The sequence below is a fragment of the Actinorugispora endophytica genome, from assembly GCF_004363075.1.
GTDB classification, from domain to species: Bacteria; Actinomycetota; Actinomycetes; order Streptosporangiales; family Streptosporangiaceae; genus Actinorugispora; species Actinorugispora endophytica.
Genome location: NZ_SNYN01000003.1, coordinates 257,980 through 278,766, shown reverse-complemented (window position 1 = coordinate 278,766; position 20,787 = coordinate 257,980). Strand labels below are relative to the sequence as shown.

Sequence of the window (20,787 nt, the reverse complement as noted above, 5' to 3'; positions counted from 1 at the left end):
CCTCGCCCGTCCCCGCACCGGTTCCTCAGCGGCCCCAGCCCGCGGGGATCCGCTCCAGCACACCGCCCCGGAACACCTCGTACAGGTCGAGGGGTTCGAGGTGGACGTAGCCGATGTGGCAGTCGCAGCTCGCCGCCGGGCAGGGGCGCGGGCGCAACCGGGCGGCGAAGGAGCCGTCGTAGAGGTTGCCCAGCTCGGTGGGCAGGAAGTGGCAGCGGCGCACCGTCCCCTCACCGTCCACCGAGACGACGGTGTCGCCGGTGCGGCAGGCCAGGCCGAGGCTGCGGTGCGGATCGCGGCTGTAGTGGAAGTGCGGGTCGAGCTCCTGCCAGAGCGCGGCCTCGGCGTCCGTGTAGGAGCGCCCCTCGGCGGCGTTGACCCACAGGTAGACCCCGTCCGCGAGGTCCGCGCGGAGCCTGCGCGCGTCGGCCAGGTGCTCGGGCAGCCCCACCACGCCCACGCTGAACCGGACCCCCAGCTCCCCCAGTCGGCGGCACTTGGCGAGGAAGCGGTCGTACGGCGTCTGGCCCGGGTGGAAGGTCGCCCACAGCGCCGCGGTGGAGCGGTCGCACCCGGCGAGCCACTCCACGCGCCCGCTCAGGTTGGTCTGGATGGCGACCCGCTCGACGTTCGCCAGGTGGCTGAGCCGGGTGACGGCGGCGCGGTACCAGGAGCGGACGAGCCCCTCGCCCCACGGGGTGAACAGCACCGACAGGCGGGTTCCGGGATTCGCCCCGGCCTGCTCGGCCACCCAGTCGGTGAACCGGTCCAGGGCGGCGCGGTCGGCGCGCAGCTGCCCCGGGGTGTCGCGCCGCTTGGCGAAGGGGCAGTAGGGGCAGTCGTAGTCGCAGCTGGCGAGCGGCCCCCGGTACAGGACGGACAGGGTCTCGGGCAGGCTCATCGCGCCTCGTATCCGGCCATCAGGTCCGCCACCGGGGCGGAGAAGAACAGCGGGCCGATCGCGTCCGAGTGCGCGAGGCCGGTCGGGGTGAGCCGGGGCGCCCCCTCCTCCACCCAGCCGCGCCCGGCGAGCAGCGCGAACTCGGCCGCGAAGTCGGCGCGCGGGTCGGCGCCGAAGCGCGCGCGGTACAGGTCCGGGTCCACGCCGTCGGCCTGGAGCAGCGACTGGAGGAGGTGGCGGCGGCGGCGCTCGTCCCCGTCGAGGCGGAAGCCCACCTCGGCCCGGCCGAACCCGCCGGGGCCGCGCGAGGTGTAGTCGTCCAGGATCGCGCGGACCGGTGAGACCCCGACGGCGTAGTCGAAGGAGTAGTGCAGGTCGCGGGTGTAGGAGCGGGCGCCGCAGCCGAGCCCCACCATTCCGTCGGTCTGGCAGCAGTAGGCGGGGCCGTCCTCGGTCGGCGCGTCCGCGCGTTCGAACATGCGCATGGAGACCTGCCGGTACCCGCGCTCCAGGAGGTGGTCGCGGCCCTGGTGGTAGAGGCCGAGCCGGTGGTCGTCCCAGTCGCGGGCGCGCCGCCCCAGGCCGGTGAGGGGGCGCACGTACAGCGGGTAGAGGTAGACCTCCTCGGGGGAGTGCTCCAGCGCGGTGTCCAGGGAGTACCGCCAGGTGTCCGGCGTCTGGCCGTCGATCCCGTAGATCAGGTCGAGGTTGAGCCGGGCGCGGGGGGCGTGCGCGCGGATCGCGGCCAGGGCCCGGTCCACCTCGGAGCGGCGCTGCGGGCGCCCGGCGGCGCGCGCCTCGGCGTCGACGAAGCTCTGCACCCCGATGCTGATCCGGGTGGCCCCCCGCTCGGCCAGCACCGCCAGGCGGTCGGGGGTGGCGGTGGCCGGGGAGGTCTCCACCGACACCGGGATGCCCGCCAGGTCGGCGCCGAGCGTGTCCTCGGCGAGGTCGTAGAGGCGTTCCAGCTCCGGCGCGCTCAGGTAGGTGGGGGTGCCCCCGCCGAACGCGGCGCGGGCGAACCCCGCTCCGCCGCCGACGGCCCCGGCTGCGGCCTCGGCCTCGCGGGCCAGCGCGTCGAGGTAGGCGGCGACCTGCCCGGCGGGCGGGGTGGAGCGGGTGAACAGGTTGCAGAAGCCGCAGCGCATCTCGCAGAACGGGATGTGGAAGTACAGCGACAGGGCGTCCACCGGCTCGTCCCGCCACACGTCGGCGAGGGTCGGGGGTTCGGTGAAGGGCCGGTAGGCGGTCTTGTGCGGGTAGCCGTAGACGTAGGAGCGGTACGGCGAGTCCGCGGCGGGCGCGGCGGGTCCGGTGTCGGGCGTTGTCACGGTGTCCTTGGTCTTTCTGTGCGGTCTCCGCCGGTCGGTGGCCCCGGGCGCCTGCGGTCCAGCGTGAAGTGCGCGTAGGGGACGGTCCAGACGGTCTCGTGGCCGACGCGGTGCCCGGTGTGGCCGTCCTCGCCGTACGCGGTGCCGTGGTCGGCGCACACGATGGCGAAGCAGGGGCGGCGCGCGGCCGCCGCGTCGAACAGCGCGGGGATGTGGCGGTCCACGTACTCCAGGGCCGCGGCGTGGCTGGCGGGCGTGTCCCCGTCCCCGCTGGTGGCCCCGGGCAGGTGGAACCAGTTGGGCTGGTGCAGGGCGGCCACGTTCAGCAGCAGGAACAGCGGCCGGTCCGCGGGGGCCGACCCGATGACCCGCTCGGCGCACGCCACCTGGTTCTCGAACGAGGCGGGGTCGGCGACGCCGTAGCCGGGCTCCCAGTGGCTCTCGGCGAACATGCCGGGCAGCACCGAGCCGAGCGCGGACCCGCGGTTGAAGAAGCCGGTGCCGCCCACGCACGCGGTGTGGTAGCCGGCGGCGGCGAGCCCCGCGGGGAGGTCCGCCTCGTCGAACACCCAGGTCCGCTCGTCGGTGCTGGTGCTGCCGGGGAAGCCCGCGGCGAACAGCCGGGGACGCGGCCCGGGTTCGGCGGGTGTGGGCAGGAAGCCGGCCAGCATCGCCAGGTGGGAGGCGTAGGTGAAGCTGGCGGGGGCGTGCCGCCGCTCCCAGCCCCCGGCGGGCAGCACCGACGCGAGGTTGGGCGTGCGCCCCTCGGCGAGCAGCCGCGCCGCCACGTCGTACCGCAGGGTGTCGAGCGTGACGAGCAGGATGTCGTGCGTTCCGACCACGTCGTTCATGTCGGGGCGCGTCCCCATCGGCCTCTCCTCCGTCCCGTGCGGTGTGCTCGGGAAATCTATCCGACGGGGGTGTCAGCCGGGGCGTTCACCCGGCGGCCTCCCACGGGCGCGGCTGGAGGCCGACGAGGCGTCCGGGGACGCGGAGCGCGTCGGCGATCTCGGTGATCTTGTCGTGGGTGGTGACGCGGCCGTTGCCCTTGGCGAGGTGGCCCACGCGCGCGGGGTTCATGTCGCAGGCGATGGCGATGCGGGAGTAGCTGATCCCGCCCCACTTGCGGGCGAGGCGGAACACGGTGCCGAAGTCGTGCGCGGCCAGGGCCTCGCGCACGTCGGACCGGGCGAGCACGTGGTCGGGCAGCACCGCGTCGGGGCCGGGCGGGGCCGGGCGCGGCGCGGGCGCGTACGGGGCGGGGCCGGGGGCCGCCGTTCCCGCGTGCAGGAGCGGCCAGGCGCGGAACAGCACGCCCCCCGTGCCCAGGACCTCGTCCAGGGCCAGCGCCAGGGGCGCGGGGCAGGGGCAGGCGCCGGCCTCGACCTGCCCGACGAGCGCCGGCGCGGCGTTGACGCGCCGCGCGAGCGCCTTGACCGTGAGGGCGCGGTGCCGGCGCCAGTGGCGCACCTCGGCCCCGAACCAGTCGGCCACGGCACGGGGCGGGGCGGGGGGTTCGCACGTGGGGGAGCGGTCGGCGGACACGGGTTCTTCTTCTCCTCCGGATCGTCGGCGGGGCCGCGCACGGCGGCGGGTCGGGGGCCGGGAACGGGGCCGGAATTCAATGCGGGCGCATCAATGCGGAGCCGTTTCGGCGCATTCGGAGTTCGATTCCCGCACGCTTTACACCGCGTTCCCGAAAAGAAGAATAGGGCCTCTGTGGACGGCGATTTGCCACGTCTTCCGGTCAAGTGCTTATCTAAGCCGAGAGCCGTGAGCAGCCACTTCACCGGTGTGCAGAAAGGTGTGCAATAAAGTGCAGGAAGACAAGGGCCGTTGGGGGAGGATTGGCGGCCACATTCGTTTCCACCGTAAACGCGCTGGTCTTTCCCAGAGCGATCTGGCCGGCCGAGTCCTGTTGTCGGCCACCATGCTCAGTGCGATGGAACGCGGTGTACGGGGCATCAAACGGGAGTATCTGGACCGCATCGACAGCGCGCTCGGCACAGGGGGAGCGCTCGCCGACCTCTGGGACCGCACCCTGGACTCCGGGCTCCCGGCCTGGTGCCGGAGGGTCGTCGACGTCGAACAGGCGGCCTCCGAGATCCGGACCTACCACCCGCTGCTGGTCCCCGGCCTGCTCCAGACGGAGGAGTACGCCAGGCACGTCCTCCTCGTCAGCCGCCCCAAGGACACCGCCGCCGAGATCGACGTCCTGGTCCGGGAACACATGCGACGCCAGGCGGTCCTCGACCGGGAGCGCCCGCCCCGCCTGCTGGTCGTCCTGGAGGAGGGCGTCCTGCGCCGCCCCACGGGGGGCCGCGAGCTCATGCGGCGCCAGCTCGGCCGCCTGCTGGAGGCGTGCGACCACCCGGGCACGGCGATCCAGGTGGTGCCCTACGAGAGCGAGCACCACCCGGGCCTGTCCAACGCGTTCACCCTGTTCACCGTCCCCGGGAAGGAGACCGTCCTGCACGTGGAGACGCGGCGCCCCGGAGCGCCCACGAGCGACCCCGAGACGGTGGACGACCACGTCGAGCTGTTCGGCGACCTGCGCGGCGCCGCGCTGCCCCTGAGGACGTCGCGGCGGCTGGTCGCGGAGGCCCTGGGCGGCTCCCCGTGAGCGGCCCGGGGGCCTCAGGACCGGACGCCCGCGGCGGCCCCTCGGGGCGCGAACCCTCCCGAGCGCACCGCCTCCACCTGCTCCCCGTAGGTGTCGCGCCCCTCGTGCAGGACACCCGGCAGCAGGTCGCCGAACGCGTTCACCTCGCACACCGCGCTGGAGTGCCACCCGGGGGCCAGCAGCAGGTCCACGCCCGCGTGCAGCGACCGGGGAAAACACTCCGCCGCGTGCTCGGCGACGGCCATCGCGCCCGACCAGGCGGCCTCGCCCATCCGCTCGCGCAGCGCCGCCAGGTCGCCCCGCGCGTTGCCCAGGTGCAGGTTGGTCATCGGGGACTTCGACGAGCGCACCACGACGTGGGTGGCCCGCCCCGCGACGACCACCACCCGCAGGTCGATGACGCGGTCGTGCAGCCCGGCCTTGGGCAGCCAGCGCTCGACGTGCACCCCGTCGGCGCACAGCGCGTCGACGATCGCGGCCACGTCCGCCTCGTCCTCGTACTCGCGGATGGCGAGGCTGTTGTACAGCTCCGGCCCCGCCCCGGCGCGCACCAGGTCCACCGAGGTCACCGCGCGCACCCGGCCCGGGCGCGTCGCCAGCGCCACCACCCCGGACGCCGAGGAGCCGTGGGCGGGCTTGACGAAGACCCTGCCCCAGCCCCGTTCGGACATCCGCTCGCGCAGTTCGGCGTACCCGGCGACCGGTCCGGCCAGCGCGGGCGGCACCGGCACCCCGGCCCCGGCGAGCACCGCGTGGCAGCGCCGCTTGTCGCACATGACGGCCAGTTCGCCGGGGTCCTGGAGCAGCCGCGCGCCGGGCGCGTCGGCCACGGCCCCGGCGAGCCGGTCCAGCGCGGCGCGCAGCCCCGCGTGGAACGCGGCGGTGCCCTCCACCCGGTAAGGGTCGGGCGCGCGGTCGAGGCCGCGCAGCAGCCGCGCGGTCTCGTGGTCCTCCCCCGGCGAGTCGATCCGCACCAGCGCCCCCGGCGGCACCCGGACCCCGCCCGCCGCAAGCTCCGGCCAGGGCAGCAGCACCGGGCCGGCCATCCCCGCGGCGCGCACGGCCTCGGTGAACAGCCGCAGCCTCCGGCTTCCGGGGACCGCGACGACGGCCAGGGGGGCGGTGTCCGTGCCGGTCCTCATTCGGTGACCGCCGGGTAGTAGACGTCCCGGACGTCGTCCGTCCCGGGATCCTGGGGCTCCCCCAGGTCGACCTCGACTCCGGGCAGCGCCGCGCGCACCCTCTCCGCCATCCCCTCCTCGGCCAGGTAGTGGTGGCGCAGGTCCAGGCGGCCCAGGCCGCGGAACCCCGGGCTGTCGGCGATGATCCGGGCCCCGTCGTCGGTGAGCGTGCCCATCGACAGGTCCAGGACCTCCAGCCTTCCCAGAACCGGCGCGTCGGCAAGGGCCCGGACGAGGTCGTCGGTCCGCTCGGCGTTGCGCAGCCCCAGCGAGCGCAGCGCCGGAAGCGCCGTCCCCGACAGCAGCGGGGCCAGCGTGTCCACGGTGGTGGTGCGGCCGTGGTCCTCCACCCCGAGCCACAGCTCCAGGTTCTCCAGCGCGGGCAGGTCCGACGCCAGGATCCCGGCGACGGCCTCCTCGGGCAGCCCGCCGGTCTGCGCGGTCAGCGAGGTGAGCGCCTCGTGCCGGACCGCGGAGAACTCCAGCCCCATCCCGCCGCGCACGGTGAACTCCTCCAGAGCGGGGAACGCCGCCACCAGGGGCGCGACGTCGCACTGCTCGATCCAGGAGATCTCCGACTCCTCCAGGACGAACTCCCCGAAGAACAGCGACCGCAGCGCCGGGAACCGGCCCGCGCTCTCCACCAGCAGGTCGCGCGGCACCGCGTCCGGCTTCTCGTAGTACTCGCTCCAGCTCCCGACGACGAGCGCGGTGACCCTGGTGGTGTCGACCTCGGCCAGGAAGCGCGCGAAGCACCCCTCGAACGGCTTCTTCCCATTCGGGCCCACCGTGCGCAGCCGCCACGCGACCGACCCCGGGTCGGCGAGTGCCGCCGCGTAGGCCGCGTCCGGCTCCAGCCGCTCGGGAAGCGGCCGCCCCTCGCGCTGGGCCCGGTACCGCAGGACGCGCAGCCGCTCCGCCTCCAGGTCCGGGGAGAGGAACTCCATCACGGGAAGGCCCGCGAACTCGGTGATGTACTCGTTGATGGTCACACGCCACTCCGGGGAAGGGGGGTTTCTGTCGGTGGTCCCGGCGCCGGCGCGGCCCGGAACGGCCGCCGGGGACCGTCGTCCGGGGTCACTCGGTGACCGAGGGGTAGTGGGACGGCTTGTCGGGGGTGCTCTCCCCCCGCCAGTCGTCGAGGACGACCTCGACCCCGGGCAGGGCCGACGGCAGCGTGGCCGCCCTGTCCCGGGACAGGAAGTGGTGGCTCAGGTCCAGGCGGCTCAGGCCCCGGAAGGCCGGGCTGTCGGCGACGGCCCGCGCCCCGGTGTCGGTGAGGGTGCCCATCGACAGGTCCAGGGAGCGCAGCCCCTCCAGGACCGGCGCGTCTGCCAGCGCCCGCACCAGGTCGTCGGTCCGCTCGGCGTCGCGCAGCCCCAGGTGGCACAGCTCCGGGAGCGCCGCCCCCGACAGCAGCGGCGCCAGCGTCCCGGTGGAGGTGTCGCCGCCGTAGTGCCCGACCCCCAGCCACAGCTCCAGGTACTCCAGCGCGGGCAGGTCCGAGGCCAGGATCCCGGCGGTGACCTCTTTCGGCAGCCCCCCGGTCTGCACGACCAGCCCGCGCAGCCCGCCGTGCCGGACCGGGTGGAACCCCAGTCCCGTCCCGCCCCGCACCGTGAACTCCTCCAGTGAGGGGAACCCCTCCAGCAGCGGGGTGACGTCCGTCTGCCGGATCCAGGAGATCTCGGCCTCCTCCGAGAGGAACTCGCCGAAGAACAGCGAGCGCAGCGCCGGGAACCGGTCGGCGCGCGCCAGCAGCGCGTCCCGGACGCGGCCGCCCAGCGTCTTCTCGGCGGTGTCGCCCCAGCAGCCGATGACGAGCGCGCCCACCTCGGCGGTGTCGACCTCGGCGAGGAAGCGCGCGAGGTACTCCTCGAACGGCTCCCGCGGATCGTACGAGGACACCCGCAGCCGCCACGCCGCCGATCCGGGATCGGCCAGCGCGGCGTCCAGCGCCTCGTCCGGTCCGGGCTCCTCGGGCTCCGGCATCCCTTCGCGCCGGGCGCGGTACCGGAGGTCCCGCAGCCGCTCCGCTTCGAGGTCCGCGGAGGGGAAGTCCACCACGGGAAGGTCCGCGAACTCGGTGATGTGCTCGTTGATCACGCGTGACTCCGGGGGGAGGGGCGGTCGGGACACGACAGTGATACCAGGCCGGGGCGACACCGCGCCCCGGCGAGCCGCCTCCGTCACCGGCGGCGCGGACTCACTCGGTGACCTCGGGGTAGTAGTACACCTCGTCCTTGTAGGCGTCCGGCTCCTCGGGGCCGCTCAGGTCGAGGTCGACCCCCGCCAGGGCGGCGCGCAGTTCGGCCATGACCGGCTCGCTCAGGAAGTGGTAGCGCAGCACCAGGCGTTCCAGGCCGCGGAAGGCGGGCGCGGAGGCGAGCACCCGGCCGCCCTCGTCCCTCAGGACGTGCCCGGACAGGTCCAGGACCCGGATCCGGCGCAGCACGGGCGCCCCGGCCAGGGCGCGCACCAGGTCGTCCCCCCACGGGGAGTTGCGCGGGCCCAGGTGGCGCAGGCTCGGGAAGACCTTCCCCGACAGCAGCGGCTCCAGCGTCTCCACGGTGGTGGTGCCGCCGTAGTCCTCCACCCCGAACCACAGCTCCAGGCGCTCCAGCGCGGGCAGGTCCGACGCCAGGATCCCGGCGACCGCCTCCCCGGGCAGCCCGCCGGTCTGCACGGTCAGCGACGCCAGCGCCTCGTGCCCGGTCGCGGGGAACTCCAGCCTCTCCCCGCCGCGCACGGTGAGCTCGCGCAGCGCGGGGAACGCGGCCAGCAGCGGGGTGACGTCCGTCTGCTGGATCCAGGAGATCTCGGCCTCCTCCGCGAGGTACTCGCCGAGGAAGAGGGCGCGCAGCGCCGGGAACCGGCCCGCGTTCCCTACCAGGAGGTCGCGCGGGACCGAGGCGTCGACCTCGTAGGACTCCCCCCAGCAGCCGATGACGAGCGCGCCCACCCGGGCGGTGTCGACCTCGGCCAGGAAGCGCGCGAAGTACTCCTCGAACGGCTCCTGCGGATCGTACGAGGACACCCGCAGCCGCCACGCCACCGACCCCGGGTCGGCCAGCGCCGCCGCGTAGGCCCCGTCGTCCGGCTCGACCCGCGCGCCGTCGGCCCCGGCGTGGCGCCGGGCCTTCTGGTACCGCTCCTCCTCGATGTCATCGGAGAGGAAGTCCACGACGGGAAGGCCCGCGAACTCGGTGATGTGCTCATAGACGGACATGCCATGCTCCATACGACGGCGGCTCGATCGCGACCAGTGAACCAGTATCCGCCGACAGCGGGCGCGCACCACGCCCGCGCCGGGCCCGGCTCAGCGGAGCGTCGGAGGCGTGTAGACCACCGACCAGGGCAGGGGCCCGTTCCCGGTCGGGGCGACGCTCTCCGCCGGCCGGTCCGCGCCCAGCGCCGCGGCCGCCGGTTCCGCGACCCGGGGCGCGGCCGGGTGCGGGAACGCGGCGGGCCAGGCCGCCGAGATCCGGTGGTGCAGCGGCTCCCCCTCGATCGGCCGCCAGGCCACGCGCGGCTCCCTGCGGGCGGCCGCCTCCGGCGCGAACGCCACCCCCTGTCCGGCCAGGACCAGCCCCAGCAGGAACTCCAGGTTCCCGGCGTCGCGCACGCGCCCGGGGGCGTACCCGTGCGCCCGGCAGGTCCCCAGGACGTGGTCGTGCCAGGCGGGGGCCGCCGCCCGGGGGAAGGACACCAGGTCGTGGCCGTCCAGGTCGGACAGGGCGACCACGCGTCGGCGCGCCAGCGGGGACGCGCGCGCCAGCACCACGCCCAGCGGGGTCCGCGCCACGGGGCCGAACCGCAGGCCGTCGGCGTCGGCCGGGTGGTACACCAGTCCGACGTCCAGGCCCGCCGAGGCGAGCCGCCGGACCTGCTCGGCGCTGGTCAGCTCGTCGAGCTCGACGCGCAGCCCGGGGACGCGCTCCGCGATCCCGGCCAGCAGCGCCTGCAACGCCACGGCCGGGGTCTCCGGCGGGACGCCCATGCGCAGCGTCCCGACGTCGCCGTCGCGCACCCCGCGCATGACCGCGCGCAGCCGCTCCTCCCTGGCCAGCAGCTCCCGCGCCTCGTCCAGGAGGTGCAGCCCGGCCGCGGTCAACTGGATCCGGCGGCGCGACCGGTCGAACAGCTCGACGCCCAGCTCGCCCTCCAGCCGCCGGATCGACTGGCTCAACGGCGGCTGGGCCATCCCCAGCACCTCGGCGGCCCGTCCGAAGTGCATCTCCTGGGCCACGACGACGAAGTGGCGCAGATGCCGAGAGAGGTTCACCGCGCCACCATAGGCGATCACCGCCGGGGCCGGTGGGCTGCCGTCTCGGGACCGATAGCGTTCGGGCGTGAATACGGAAGAGCGGATCATCGACCTTTTCGATGGCGCGGACGTGGACGCGCGGCTGCACGCGGTGGACATCGAGACCGGCCGGGAGGTCGCGGCACGGGCCGACGAGCAGGTCGTCATCGCCTCGATGTTCAAGATCCTGCTGGTCCTGGAGTTCTCCCGGCAGGCCGAGGCCGGGCAGGTCGACCCGGCCGAGCGCGTCACGGTCGGCCGGGCCGACCGCCTGGGCGGCTGGGGGACGGCGGGGTGCGCGGACGACGCCGAGCTGTCGCTGCGCGACCTCGCCTTCTTCGCGATGTCGGTCAGCGACAACACCGCCGCCGACCTGCTCATGCGCAGGATCGGCCTGGACACGGTGCAGCTGCTGGCCGCCGAGCTGGGCCTGGAGCGCACGCGGATCGTCGGCGGCCCCCGCCAGGTGCTGGAGACGATGCTCGCGGACGCGGACGCCCGGGACCCCGCCGAGTTCGCGCGGGTCTTCCCGACCCTGCCGCTGGAGCGGGTCCGGTCGATGCGGGTGCTGGACCCCGCGCACACCACGTCCAGCACGCCCCGGGAGATGACCCGGCTGCTGGAGATGGTGTGGCGGGACGAGGCCGGGCCGCCCCGGGCGTGCGCGGCGGTGCGCGGGCTCATGGGGCAGCAGATCTTCTGGACCCGCATCGCCTCGGGGTTCGACGCGGGCGTCCGGATCGCCGCCAAGACCGGGACCCTGCCCAGCCTGCACATGGAGTGCGGGGTGGTGGAGTACCCCGACGGGGGCCGGTACGCGGTCTCGGTCTTCGCCCGGACGCGCAGGCTGGAGACCCGGCGCATCGACGTGGACCTGGCGATGGGGCGGGCCGCCCGCGCGGCCGTGGACGCGCTGCGCGGCGAATGAATTCCGTGCCCGCCGCCCCCGGCCGGGCGCGGCCCCGCCTGGTGCGATAGCCGATCGGGTATCGGTCGCGGCGGCGGCCGGTCTTGGACGCGCCGGGCCGGTCGGTGGTTGTCTTCCACCGCGACAACCTCCACCGACATCGAACCGAGGGGACCCTCATGTCCGAGAACGGCTTCAACCGGCGCGGCTTCCTGCGTGCGGCGGGCGCGGGCACCGCGCTCGCCTCCGTCCTGGGGGCGGGCGCCTCCGCCGCGCACGCCGCCCCCGCCCCCGCCCCCGCGGGGACCGCCGGCAGCGGAAGCGGCGGCCGGGCGGTGTGCGACTGGCTGGGCACGTCCGGCTGGCGGGTGCGGATCGGCTCCGCGCAACTGCTGGTCGACCCCTACATCACCCGCTTCCCCACCGGCCTGTTCCAGGAGGGCGAGGAGTTCGACTCCAAGACGTCGTTGACCGTGGACGCCGCCACCGTCGACAGGATCGCCGGGGACCCGGGGGTGGTCCTGGTGACGCACTCGCACTGGGACCACTTCGGCGACGTCCCGCACATCGCGACCACGACCGGCGCGCGCGTGGTGGGCACCGCCACCACCTGCAACCTGGCGCTCGCCATGGACGTGCCCACGTCCAAGGTCAGCCCGGTCAAGGGCGGCGAGGTGCTGGACTTCGGCGACTACACCGTGGAGGTGGTGGGGTCGCTGCACAGCCGCAACCCCAACTACTCGATGGCCTTCCCCGGGGTGCGGCTGGAGCGGCCCGCCACCCGGCCCGCGACCATCGCCGACCTGCCCGAGGGCGACACGCTCGCCTTCCAGGTGACGGTCGGGAACGGGCCGTCGCTGTTCTTCATGGGCGCCAGCGACTTCGTCGAGCGCAACCTCGAAGGGCTGGCCCCCGACGTGGCGATGCTGGCGGCGCCGTCCACGACCAGGACCCACGAGTACGTGCCCCGGCTCATGGAGGCCCTGGACAAGCCGCGCAAGGTCGTCCTCGTGCACTGGGACAACTTCGAGGTCCCCCTGGAGAACCCGCCCAAGCCCGACACGACCATGGCGTTCACCCCGCAGGAGCTCGCCGACGCCGTGCGGGCGGTGAGCCCGCAGACGGAGGTCGTCATCCCCGAGTACCTGACCTCCTACACCTTCCGCTGACGCTCCCGGCGGGCGGCCCGGCTCCCGGGCCGCCCGCCGCGGTCAGCGCCCGGCGGGCCGGGCCCTGACGTGCATGCGCTCGCCCTGGGGGCCGAACAGGGTGAGGATCTCCACCGGCCGGTCGTCCGCGTGGCCGAACCAGTGGGGCACGCGGGTGTCGAACTCCGCCGCCTCCCCGGCCTTCAGCACGACGTCGTGCTCGCCCAGCACCAGCCGGAGCCTGCCGCTGATCACGTACATCCACTCGTAGCCCTCGTGCGTCTTCGGGTCCGGCTCCCTGCGCTCGCCCTCGCCGGGGAGGATGTGCTTGAACGCCTGGAGTCCGCCCGGCTGCCCGGACAGCGGGAGGATCGTCATGCCGTTCCCGACGATCGGCTTGCCGTGGATCCGCGGGTCGGCCGTGGCCGGGGCGCCGACCAGTTCGTCCAGGGGGACGCCGTACGCCCTGGACAGCGGAAGCAGCAGCTCCAGGGTCGGCCGCCGGTTTCCCGACTCCAGCCGGGACAGCGTGCTGACCGAGACGCCGGTGGCCTCGGACAGCGAGGTCAGCGTCATCTCGCTCTTCTGCCGGAGGGCGCGCAGCCGGGGACCCACTCCGGTCAGCACCGCGTCCAGGTCGTCGCTCATACCGCTATTGCAGAACCGGCAACGGGTTTTGTCAAAACCGTCCGGACCGGGGCCGCCGGCGCGTCACTCCGGCCGGTGGGCGGCCACCCGGTCGAAGAAGCCGAGCGCGAGGCGGTCGTGGCGGTCGACCACGAAGCCCTGCTCGACGGCGACGTCCATCGGGCGCCGGCGGGGACCGGCGGCCCGCCGCCTCCCGCGCCTCCGCTCGATCCAGCGGACCGGCGCCCGCGTGTACTCGATGTGGTCCACGATCAGCAGCCCGCCGCCGGGGCGCAGCACCCGGTACATCTCGGCGAGGCCCGCGGCCTGGTCGGGGATCGAGCACAACGCGAGGGTGCACACGACCGTGTCGAAGGACCCGTCGGGGAACGGCAGGTTCTGGGCGTCCCCCTCGCCCAACCCGACCCGGCGCCCCAGGCGGGCGGCCTCCGCCCGGGCCTTCGACAGCATGCCGGGGCTCAGGTCCACGGCGGTCAGCTCCACGTCGTCGGGGTAGAAGGCCAGGTTGCGCCCCGTCCCCACCGCCACCTCAAGAGTGCGGCCCCGGGCCTGGCCGCACAGCCGGGCCCGGGTGTCCCCGATGATCCACCGCTCCGCGCCGGCGCCTCGGTCGTATCCGGCCGACATCCGGTCCCACTGCTCGCGCGTGCGCTCGGTGTGCTCGTCCAGCGGCCTCTCCGGCCTCTCCGGCCTGTCCCCGCCCATCGCGTCCACCCCTCTTCCTCCGGTGCTCCGGTTGACTTCCCCTCCAGTCTGGAAGTTAATGTCGACATGAAGTCAAGCGCCGCGGAGATGTCGATCGGCGAACTCGCCGAGCGGTTCGGACTGGCCGCCCACGTGCTGCGGCACTGGGAGTCGGTGGGCGTGCTGCGGCCGGACCGGCGGGTCAACGGCCGCCGCCGCTACACCGCCGACCACCTGACCCGGGTCGCGCTGATCCTGCGCGGCAAGGACGCCGGGCTCACCCTGGAGCAGATGCGCGACGTCCTGGACGCGCCCGGCGGGCCGGACCGCCGTGAACTCCTCACCGTCCACCTGGGCGAACTGGACGCCAGGATCGCCCGCCTCCAGCTCGCCCGCCGCATCGTCGAGCACGCCGCGTCGTGCTCCTCCGACGACTTCCTGACCTGCCCCCGCGTACGCGGCCTGCTCGAATGCTCCGCCACGGCGGCCCCCGGCCGTGACCTCCCCCGTCACACGGCGCGCGTCCCGTCCCCGTCGGCGGGGACGGGACGGTAGGCCGCGGCCTGGATCGAGTACAGCTCGGCGTAGAGGCCCCCGGCCCGCATGAGCTGGTCGTGGGTGCCCTGCTCGGTGACGCGGCCCCCGTCCAGCACGTAGACGCGGTCGGCCATGCGCACGCTGGCCAGGCGGTGGGTGATGAGCACGACCGCGCTGCCGGTGCTCCGGGCGTGCTCGTGGATGGACTCGAACAGCCGGTGCTCGGCGCGGGCGTCCAGCGCGGCGGTGGGTTCGTCGCAGATCAGCAGGGGCGCCTCGCGGTAGAAGCCCCGGGCCGCGGCCACCCGCTGCCACTGGCCGCCGGACAGCTCCTCCCCGGCGGCGAAGCGGCGGTCCAGCAGGGTGTCCCAGCCCCGGGGGAGCTCCTCCACGACCGCGTCCGCGCCGGACACCAGCGCGGAGCGCTCCAGCCGCTCGTCGTCGTCGGGGCTGCTCATGGTGACGTTGCGGCGGGCCGAGAGCGGCCAGTGCGTGTGGTCCTGGGCGATGACCGCGACGCGCTCGCGCAGCAGGTGCGTGTCGACACCGGCCAGGTCGGTGCCGTCCCAGAGCACGCGGCCCCGGTCGGGGGCGTAGAGCCCGGCCAGGAGCTTGGACAGGGTGGTCTTGCCCGACCCGTTCTCCCCCACCAGCGCGATCGTCTCGCCGCGCCGGATGTGCAGGTCGACCCCGTCGAGCGCGGGCTCCTTCTTGCCCGGGTACCCGAACACCACACCCTCCACGGTGATCCGCTCGAAGTCGCGCGGCGGCGGGGCCAGTCCGGTCGGCGGCAGCCACTCCCGGGCGTGCTCGCAGAACTCCAGGAAGTCCCGGAAGTACAGCCCCGACTCGTAGGCGCTGTTGACCGCCATGAGGGTGGTGTTCAGCGCCGACTGGCCGGTGCGGATCGCGATCACCGCCGCGCCCGCCACCGCCAGCGGCATCGCCCCGCCGACCAGCAGCATCCCCAGGACCACGTAGGTCAGCGCGGTGGCCGCCCCGCTCGCGCCGTCCCCGGCCATGCGCACGAGGGCCTGGCGGCGTGCCAGGTTCAACTGGACGTCGCGCTCGTGCCCGGCGATCGCGGCGAACTCGGCCAGCAGCGGCTCGCGCATGGTGAACGAGCGGACCTCCGCGCAGGTGGCGCGGGAGGTCATCAGGTCGTCGAGCATCCCCTTGCGGCGGCGGCTGTCGGTGATCGCCAGGATCCAGGTGTAGCGCATGCGCGCCGCCCAGGACGCCGCCCACCCCTCGGGGAGCACGGTGAGCATCAGCAGCGGGATCAGGACCGGGTGCAGCACGCCCAGCACCCCGGCCGCGGCGGCGATCCCGATCACCCCGGTGAGGATGTCCACCGCGTTGGTGACGACGCGCTTGGCCTCGCTGGCGCCGCGCATGGTGGCGCGGAACATCCGGTCGTGGAAGTCGTTGTCGTCGAAGGCCAGCACCCGGACCCGGGTGGCCAGTTCCATCAGGCGCAGCTCCGAGAGCCGCTCCACCTGCGGTTCCAGCCGGGACTGCGCCCACCCGGCGCCCGCCGAGAGCACTCCGCGCAGTACGCTCGCCACCGCCACCAGCACCAGCGCGGGCACCGCGGCCACCACCCGGTCGGGGGTCGGCCCGGCGGCGAAGAGCTCTTCGAGCACTCCGGCGGTGGCCACCAGCGCGACCGCGGTGAAGACCCCCGACGCCGCGTTGAACCCGACCGTCGCCACGACGTCCCGGGGCGAGGCCCGCCACGCCAGGGTCAGCGCCTGCCACATGAGGCCGGGCAGCCGCCCCGCCATGCGCGCCCACCCCGCCTCGGCCAGCTGACCCTCGTACCTGTACCAGCGGGGTTCGCTCAGTTCGGGCAGGTCGAGCCCTGTGGCCGCGCCCTTGCCCGCGGCGTTCGCCGCTTTCCCTGACCTGCTCCGCCTCGATCGCACAGGGGCCTCCAGAGGGTCGAAGATGCCCCGACGATGATGCTCGGCCCGCGGTCCGCCCGCATCGGTTTTCCCGGAACCGGCCGCATTACCGGCGGCCCGAAACCCCGCGCCGGACCGGAGGGGGCCCGCGCGCGGGCGTGGTTTTCGTCGATCTCGGCGTCAGCGCCCCGGAACCGGGGGTTCCGGGGCGCTGACGCCGAGGCCGCCAACGGTCACTCCGACGGCTGGGGGACCGGAGGGCAGTCGACCTCGGGGTTGGTTCCCACGTAGTTCAGCGGCCCCGAGACGACGGTGACCAGGGTGGTCCCGACCGACGCGCAGCTCTGCTCCGAGTCGGTGAGGTAGCCGCGCTGCCACGCGGCCAGGAACCCGATGACCAGCCAGACGACGATGACGAGTGAGATCGCGCTGCGCACTGCTTCCTCCGGGGGGTGCGTCGGTTCGGACTGGTCGGCCGCTACCCCGGGGAACGGATTCCATCCGCCGACCGGCCGGCGGGCGCCACACGACCGTTCGCAGGCCCTCCATCGGGGGCGTCCGCGTCCGGCGGAAGGCCGGGATCTCCTGCCGGCGTGGAGGCCACGGCTGCAACGATATCGTCAGCGGGTGAAGGACCGTTAACGGTCCCGATGGATCGGTGTTCGCGCCGGCGCCCCGGGGCATCCGCCCCGGGGGCTTGTTCGACCTTCGCGCCGGGGGCACCGGAAGTCAGGGAAACGGAGAAGGAGCCGACATGGACGACCGGTCACCATGGATCTGCCTGACCTGCGGCGGCCACTACCCCCCGGGGGAGGCGCCGCCCACCGCCTGCCTGGTCTGCGAGGACGAGCGCCAGTGGGTGCCCGCGACCGGCCAGCGGTGGGCCACCATGGCCGAGCTCGCCGCGTCCGGCTACGAGACCGACGTCCGCGAGGTGGAGCCGGACCTGATCGGGATCGGCGTGCGACAGGAGATCGGCGTCAACCAGCGGGGGCTGCTGGTGCGCACACCGGAGGGCAACCTGCTGTGGGACCCGCCCGCCTTCCTCGACGACCGGGCCGTCCAGGCGGTCCGGGAGGCGGGCGGGCTGCGCTTCGCCACCGCCAGCCACCCCCACATGTACGGGGCGATCGTCGACTGGAGCGACGCCTTCGGCGCGGAGATCCTGCTGCCCGAAGCCGACGCGCGCTGGCTCAACCGTCCGTCCCCGGCCGTGCGCACGTGGTCCGGCACCCTCGAAGCACTCCCCGGGACGACCCTCGTGCAGTGCGGCGGGCACTTCCCCGGCAGCGCGGTCCTGCACTGGGAGCGGGGAGCCGACGGGGCAGGCGCCCTGCTCGTCGGCGACACCTTCTTCGTGACCCCGGGCGAGGACCGGGTCACCTTCGCCTGGAGCGCGCCGAACCGGCTGCCGCTGCCCGAGCGCGGGGTGCGCGGCGTGGTCGAGGCGGTCCGCCCGTACCGGTTCGACCGCGTCTACGGCGGCTGGTGGCAGCCGGTGCTGCGCCGGGACGCCCGTCGGATCCTGGAGACCTCCGCCGAGCGGTACATCCAGTTCCTGCGCGGGGAGGTGCCGATCGACCGACCGGACCGCTGATCTCCGGCCGCACCGGAGCCGCCCGGGGGCGGGCCGCCGGGCGGACCCCACGCCTGTCGGTGCCCCGCCGCAACTGGCCGAGGAGACCGGCTCCCAGCTCGGCGAGCTCGACGACCTGGCCGCCCCCGCCCGCCACGACGACACGAGCCGCGCCGCCAAGGCCGCCTACTCCAGCCAGTACCAGGCCAGCCGAAAGCGCGGCAACGCCCAGGGCGGCTAGGGAACCTCCGGCGCGGGGGTGATTCGGGCATCGGTGTTTCGGGGGTCTTTCGGCCTCACGCCGCGCGGATCGCGAGGTGACGGCGGGCGGCGACGGCGGGTGCGGGTCGGGGCCGCGCCCACGACGTCCGTTTCGCGTGGTTTCCGTTGGTGATCTTGCTGTTTCCCCCCGAGAACCTTGACCTCGGGGGAAACAGCAAGATCACCGGACATTCGAGGGCCGGTTCCGCCCCCACCCGGAATGATCATGGGCTTTCCGCCCTTCCCGGCCCCGAAACGGGCAGAAAGCCCACGACCGTCAACGACACCCTCACGCAACGGACATCACGGGCGCGGCCCCGACCCCCGCTCGCCGTCGCCGCCCCCGTCACCGCGCCGCACACGAGGACACCCCGACGATCCGGTCGGCGGATTCCCGACGTCGAACCACCCCCGCGCCGGAACCCCCATACCGGAGCGGCCCTCGGCAGGGCGGCCCCGGGCAGCCGAACAGCTGACCCGGCCGAGGCCGGGTCCGGCGACGGCGCCCGGCCTCCCTTCTCGACCTCAGGCGGACCGGTCCGGGCGGCCCACGGCGGCCCACGTCGCGCGGGCCACTGCCGGCGCGAACTCCTCCACCGGCTGGACGGTGTCCTCCCCGGAGAAGTGCAGGAAGAACGCCCGCTGGAAACAGGCCCCCAGAAGCAGCGCCGCGGCGGCGCGCGGGTCGGCGTCGGGCCGGATCCGCCCGCGCCCGCGTTCGCGCTCCAGGCAGCCGGCCAGCGCCTCGAGCACCTTGTGCGGTCCCGCGCCGATCCCCCGGACGCCCTCCCGGTGCCGGTTGAGCAGGGAGGGCTCCGCGAAGAGGGAGCCCGCCAGCGGCATGGCCTCGGCGTAGAAGAGGGAGGCGTGGCGGGCGATCCTCTCCAGCCGCTCCGGGACCGCGCACTCCCCCGGCTCGGCCGCCAGCTCGGCCATGAGCGGACCGGCGTTGGCCGAGCGCTCGGTGAGGACCCGTACGAACAGCTCCTCCTTGTTCGTGAAGTGCTTGTAGAGCGCGGCCTCCGAACAGCCCGCCTCGCGGGCGATGGCCCTGGTCGTGGTGTTCGCCAGCCCGACGGTGCGCATCAGCCTCTCGGCCGCGTCCAGCAGGCGCTGCGGGGTGGGGCTTGACTTCGGGGTAAGCATCCGCTCACCATACAGGAAAAGGGGTGAGTAAACACTCACCCACCTTCTTTCACCGACGGAGTCCCCATGAGAATCACCGTTCTCGGCGCCACCGGCCGCGTGGGCCGGCTGGTCGTCCGGCAGGCGCTCGCCGCGGGCCACGAGGTCACCGCGGTGGTCCGCGACCCGGCCCGGCTGCCGGTTCCGGCCCACGAGCGGCTCCACGTGGCCACGGTGCCCGACATCACCGACGCCGAGGCCCTGCTCCCCGTCGTCACCGGCCGCGACGCGGTGGTCTCCGCGGTGGGCGCGGCGAGCAACGCGCGGGCCAGAACCGCTCCGATCGCGGCCCCCGCCCTGCGGTCGGTCCTCACCGCCATGGAACGGGCGGGCGTCCGGCGGCTGTCCGCGGTGAGCGCCACCCCGGTCGGTCCCCCCGCGGACGGCGAAGGCCCGTTCACACGCTTCGTGGTGCTCCCGATCCTGCGCAGGGCGCTGCGGGACGTCTACGCGGATCTGGCGGCCATGGAGGAGGCGATCGCCGGGAGCGGGGCGGAGTGGACCGTGGTCCGGCCGCCCATGCTGGTGGACAGGCCGCTCACCGGCACCTACCGGCGCGCCGTCGGCGGCAGCCTCGCCGGCAGCCGGACCATCGGCCGTGCCGACGTCGCGGACGCGCTGCTGACGAGCCTGGACGACCCCGCGACCGTCCGGCAGGCCGTCGGCGTCGCCGCGTAGACCACGTCGGACAGGACCACCGCCCGGGGGACGGGCCGGGCGGCGGTCCTGTCCGCCCCGTGTGGCAGGTTGGGCGCTGCTGACGGAGGACACCCCTTGGAGGAGACATGGACGCCCACCCCGGGAAGGCACCGGAACCCGCGCGGGTCGTGGAGGCGCTGCGGTCGGCCGCGGCGGCCTCGGAGGGCCGGATGGCCCTGCGCCCCGGTATCGGCGACCGCGCCATGGACGCCTGGGAGGTCCCCGTCCCCGAGCACGTCCGCGCGATCGCCCGCGAGGTCGGCGGCTTCGACACCCTGGACCCGCATGGCCGGCCGCGCAAGGAGTTCACCCTGGAGCACCGGGACAACCGCGACCCGGGCGGCAGCTACCACAGCCGCTGCGGCGAACCGGGGACGTTCCGGATCGCGCACACCAACGGCGCGGCCGAGGCGTACTACGCGGACGTGGACCCCGGGACCGGCGAGTGGAACGGGGTCTTCTCGCTGTGGGACGGCCTCGACGCCCGCTTCGAGGCGCCCAGCCTGGCGCACTGGCTGCTCGCCCTGGCCGACGGCGCCCGCGCCGCCGCCGACGCCGTCCGCGCGGGCCGCTTCGACGACTTCGACGACGCCTTCGGGAGGTGGTTCTGGAACGGCCTCCCCGGCGGGGACGACCGGCGGAACCCGCCGCGCGCGACCGTCGTCGACGCCCCGAGCGCCCGCGCCTCCGCCGACCCGGTCCTGGCCGGGGCCGCCGCGCGGCTGCCGGACTCCGCCTCGATCGCCGACCTGCGCGGCGTCACCCGCCGCACCTACGTCACGACCATCGCCCACTCCGACATGGACCTCGACGCGGCCTTCCGCCGCTTCCACGGCGGCCGGATCCTCGCGGCCGTCCCCTGGGACTGCTGAAGGGCCCCGGTCCCGCCGATG

Annotated in this window: 21 protein-coding genes; 7 read left to right on the top strand and 14 right to left on the bottom strand. The window is 74.6% G+C overall.

Features of this window, described 5'->3' with window-relative positions:
* Positions 1-25: 25 nt before the first annotated feature.
* From EV190_RS07345 to EV190_RS07330, 4 genes are all read right to left on the bottom strand, one after another.
* The gene (locus EV190_RS07345; protein ID WP_133740701.1) at positions 26-901 is read right to left on the bottom strand and encodes an STM4011 family radical SAM protein; all 876 of its coding nucleotides are present in this window, start codon (positions 899-901) and stop codon (positions 26-28) included.
* A complete protein-coding gene (locus EV190_RS07340; protein ID WP_133740700.1) occupies positions 898-2,232 on the bottom strand; it encodes an STM4012 family radical SAM protein in 1,335 nt (444 codons plus the stop codon). The genes EV190_RS07345 and EV190_RS07340 overlap by 4 nt, the downstream gene beginning before the upstream one ends.
* Positions 2,229-3,101: an STM4013/SEN3800 family hydrolase gene (locus EV190_RS07335; RefSeq protein ID WP_133740699.1), complete on the bottom strand. Its 873-nt coding sequence runs from the start codon at positions 3,099-3,101 to the stop codon at positions 2,229-2,231. Before EV190_RS07335 ends, EV190_RS07340 begins: the two co-directional genes overlap by 4 nt.
* A gap of 67 nt (positions 3,102-3,168) precedes the next feature.
* Complete coding sequence (locus EV190_RS07330) at positions 3,169-3,777, bottom strand: helix-turn-helix domain-containing protein (RefSeq protein ID WP_133740698.1); 609 nt, start codon at positions 3,775-3,777, stop codon at positions 3,169-3,171.
* A gap of 247 nt (positions 3,778-4,024) precedes the next feature.
* On the opposite strand from EV190_RS07330, the gene EV190_RS07325 reads away from it, so the two are divergent.
* Positions 4,025-4,855 (top strand): helix-turn-helix domain-containing protein, encoded by an 831-nt coding sequence (locus EV190_RS07325; protein ID WP_341770528.1) that lies wholly within the window; start codon positions 4,025-4,027, stop codon positions 4,853-4,855.
* Positions 4,856-4,869: 14 nt separating this feature from the next.
* Here EV190_RS07325 and EV190_RS07320 read toward each other — a convergent pair whose 3' ends face one another.
* From EV190_RS07320 to EV190_RS07300, 5 genes are all read right to left on the bottom strand, one after another.
* On the bottom strand, positions 4,870-5,997 hold the full coding sequence (locus EV190_RS07320) for an STM4014 family protein (RefSeq protein WP_133740696.1): 1,128 nt from the start codon (positions 5,995-5,997) through the stop codon (positions 4,870-4,872).
* A complete protein-coding gene (locus tag EV190_RS07315; protein ID WP_133740695.1) occupies positions 5,994-7,028 on the bottom strand; it encodes an STM4015 family protein in 1,035 nt (344 codons plus the stop codon). Before EV190_RS07315 ends, EV190_RS07320 begins: the two co-directional genes overlap by 4 nt.
* Before the next feature lie 85 nt (positions 7,029-7,113).
* Positions 7,114-8,142 carry an STM4015 family protein gene (locus EV190_RS07310; RefSeq protein WP_133740694.1) on the bottom strand — a complete coding sequence of 343 codons (1,029 nt, stop codon included), beginning with the start codon at positions 8,140-8,142 and terminating at the stop codon, positions 7,114-7,116.
* A 100-nt stretch (positions 8,143-8,242) separates the two neighbouring features.
* Positions 8,243-9,265: an STM4015 family protein gene (locus EV190_RS07305; protein WP_133740693.1), complete on the bottom strand. Its 1,023-nt coding sequence runs from the start codon at positions 9,263-9,265 to the stop codon at positions 8,243-8,245.
* A 90-nt stretch (positions 9,266-9,355) separates the two neighbouring features.
* A complete protein-coding gene (locus EV190_RS07300; RefSeq protein ID WP_133740692.1) occupies positions 9,356-10,321 on the bottom strand; it encodes a LysR family transcriptional regulator in 966 nt (321 codons plus the stop codon).
* 67 nt (positions 10,322-10,388) lie between these two features.
* Here EV190_RS07300 and EV190_RS07295 point away from each other — a divergent pair, with 67 nt between their 5' ends.
* Positions 10,389-11,270, top strand: coding sequence for a serine hydrolase (locus tag EV190_RS07295; protein WP_133740691.1), 882 nt, complete (start codon positions 10,389-10,391; stop codon positions 11,268-11,270).
* Positions 11,271-11,428: 158 nt separating this feature from the next.
* Positions 11,429-12,418, top strand: a complete 990-nt coding sequence (locus EV190_RS07290; RefSeq protein WP_133740690.1) for an MBL fold metallo-hydrolase — start codon at positions 11,429-11,431, stop codon at positions 12,416-12,418.
* Between the two features lie 42 nt (positions 12,419-12,460).
* On the opposite strand, the gene EV190_RS07285 is transcribed toward EV190_RS07290, so the two are convergent.
* Together EV190_RS07285 and EV190_RS07280 are read right to left on the bottom strand one after the other, a co-directional pair.
* A complete protein-coding gene (locus EV190_RS07285) occupies positions 12,461-13,045 on the bottom strand; it encodes a helix-turn-helix domain-containing protein (RefSeq protein WP_133740689.1) in 585 nt (194 codons plus the stop codon).
* Positions 13,046-13,108: 63 nt separating this feature from the next.
* Positions 13,109-13,714 carry a class I SAM-dependent methyltransferase gene (locus EV190_RS07280; protein WP_208113090.1) on the bottom strand — a complete coding sequence of 202 codons (606 nt, stop codon included), beginning with the start codon at positions 13,712-13,714 and terminating at the stop codon, positions 13,109-13,111.
* 102 nt (positions 13,715-13,816) lie between these two features.
* On the opposite strand from EV190_RS07280, the gene EV190_RS07275 reads away from it, so the two are divergent.
* On the top strand, positions 13,817-14,284 hold the full coding sequence (locus tag EV190_RS07275; protein WP_133740688.1) for a MerR family transcriptional regulator: 468 nt from the start codon (positions 13,817-13,819) through the stop codon (positions 14,282-14,284).
* On the opposite strand, the gene EV190_RS07270 is transcribed toward EV190_RS07275, so the two are convergent.
* Both EV190_RS07270 and EV190_RS07265 read right to left on the bottom strand, forming a co-directional pair.
* A complete protein-coding gene (locus EV190_RS07270; RefSeq protein WP_341770527.1) occupies positions 14,239-16,194 on the bottom strand; it encodes an ABC transporter ATP-binding protein in 1,956 nt (651 codons plus the stop codon). The two genes, EV190_RS07275 and EV190_RS07270, sit on opposite strands and share 46 nt — an antisense overlap.
* Positions 16,195-16,406: 212 nt before the next feature.
* A complete protein-coding gene (locus EV190_RS07265; RefSeq protein WP_133740687.1) occupies positions 16,407-16,610 on the bottom strand; it encodes a hypothetical protein in 204 nt (67 codons plus the stop codon).
* Positions 16,611-16,927: 317 nt separating this feature from the next.
* Here EV190_RS07265 and EV190_RS07260 point away from each other — a divergent pair, with 317 nt between their 5' ends.
* Positions 16,928-17,770 (top strand): hypothetical protein, encoded by an 843-nt coding sequence (locus tag EV190_RS07260; RefSeq protein ID WP_133740686.1) that lies wholly within the window; start codon positions 16,928-16,930, stop codon positions 17,768-17,770.
* Positions 17,771-18,535: 765 nt separating this feature from the next.
* Here EV190_RS07260 and EV190_RS07255 read toward each other — a convergent pair.
* Complete coding sequence (locus EV190_RS07255; protein WP_133740685.1) at positions 18,536-19,156, bottom strand: TetR/AcrR family transcriptional regulator; 621 nt, start codon at positions 19,154-19,156, stop codon at positions 18,536-18,538.
* Between the two features lie 66 nt (positions 19,157-19,222).
* Between EV190_RS07255 and EV190_RS07250 the strand changes: the two genes are divergently transcribed.
* On the top strand, positions 19,223-19,873 hold the full coding sequence (locus tag EV190_RS07250; RefSeq protein WP_133740684.1) for an NAD(P)-dependent oxidoreductase: 651 nt from the start codon (positions 19,223-19,225) through the stop codon (positions 19,871-19,873).
* A gap of 107 nt (positions 19,874-19,980) precedes the next feature.
* Positions 19,981-20,766, top strand: a complete 786-nt coding sequence (locus EV190_RS07245) for a hypothetical protein (protein WP_133740683.1) — start codon at positions 19,981-19,983, stop codon at positions 20,764-20,766.
* The last annotated feature ends 21 nt before the right edge of the window (positions 20,767-20,787 follow it).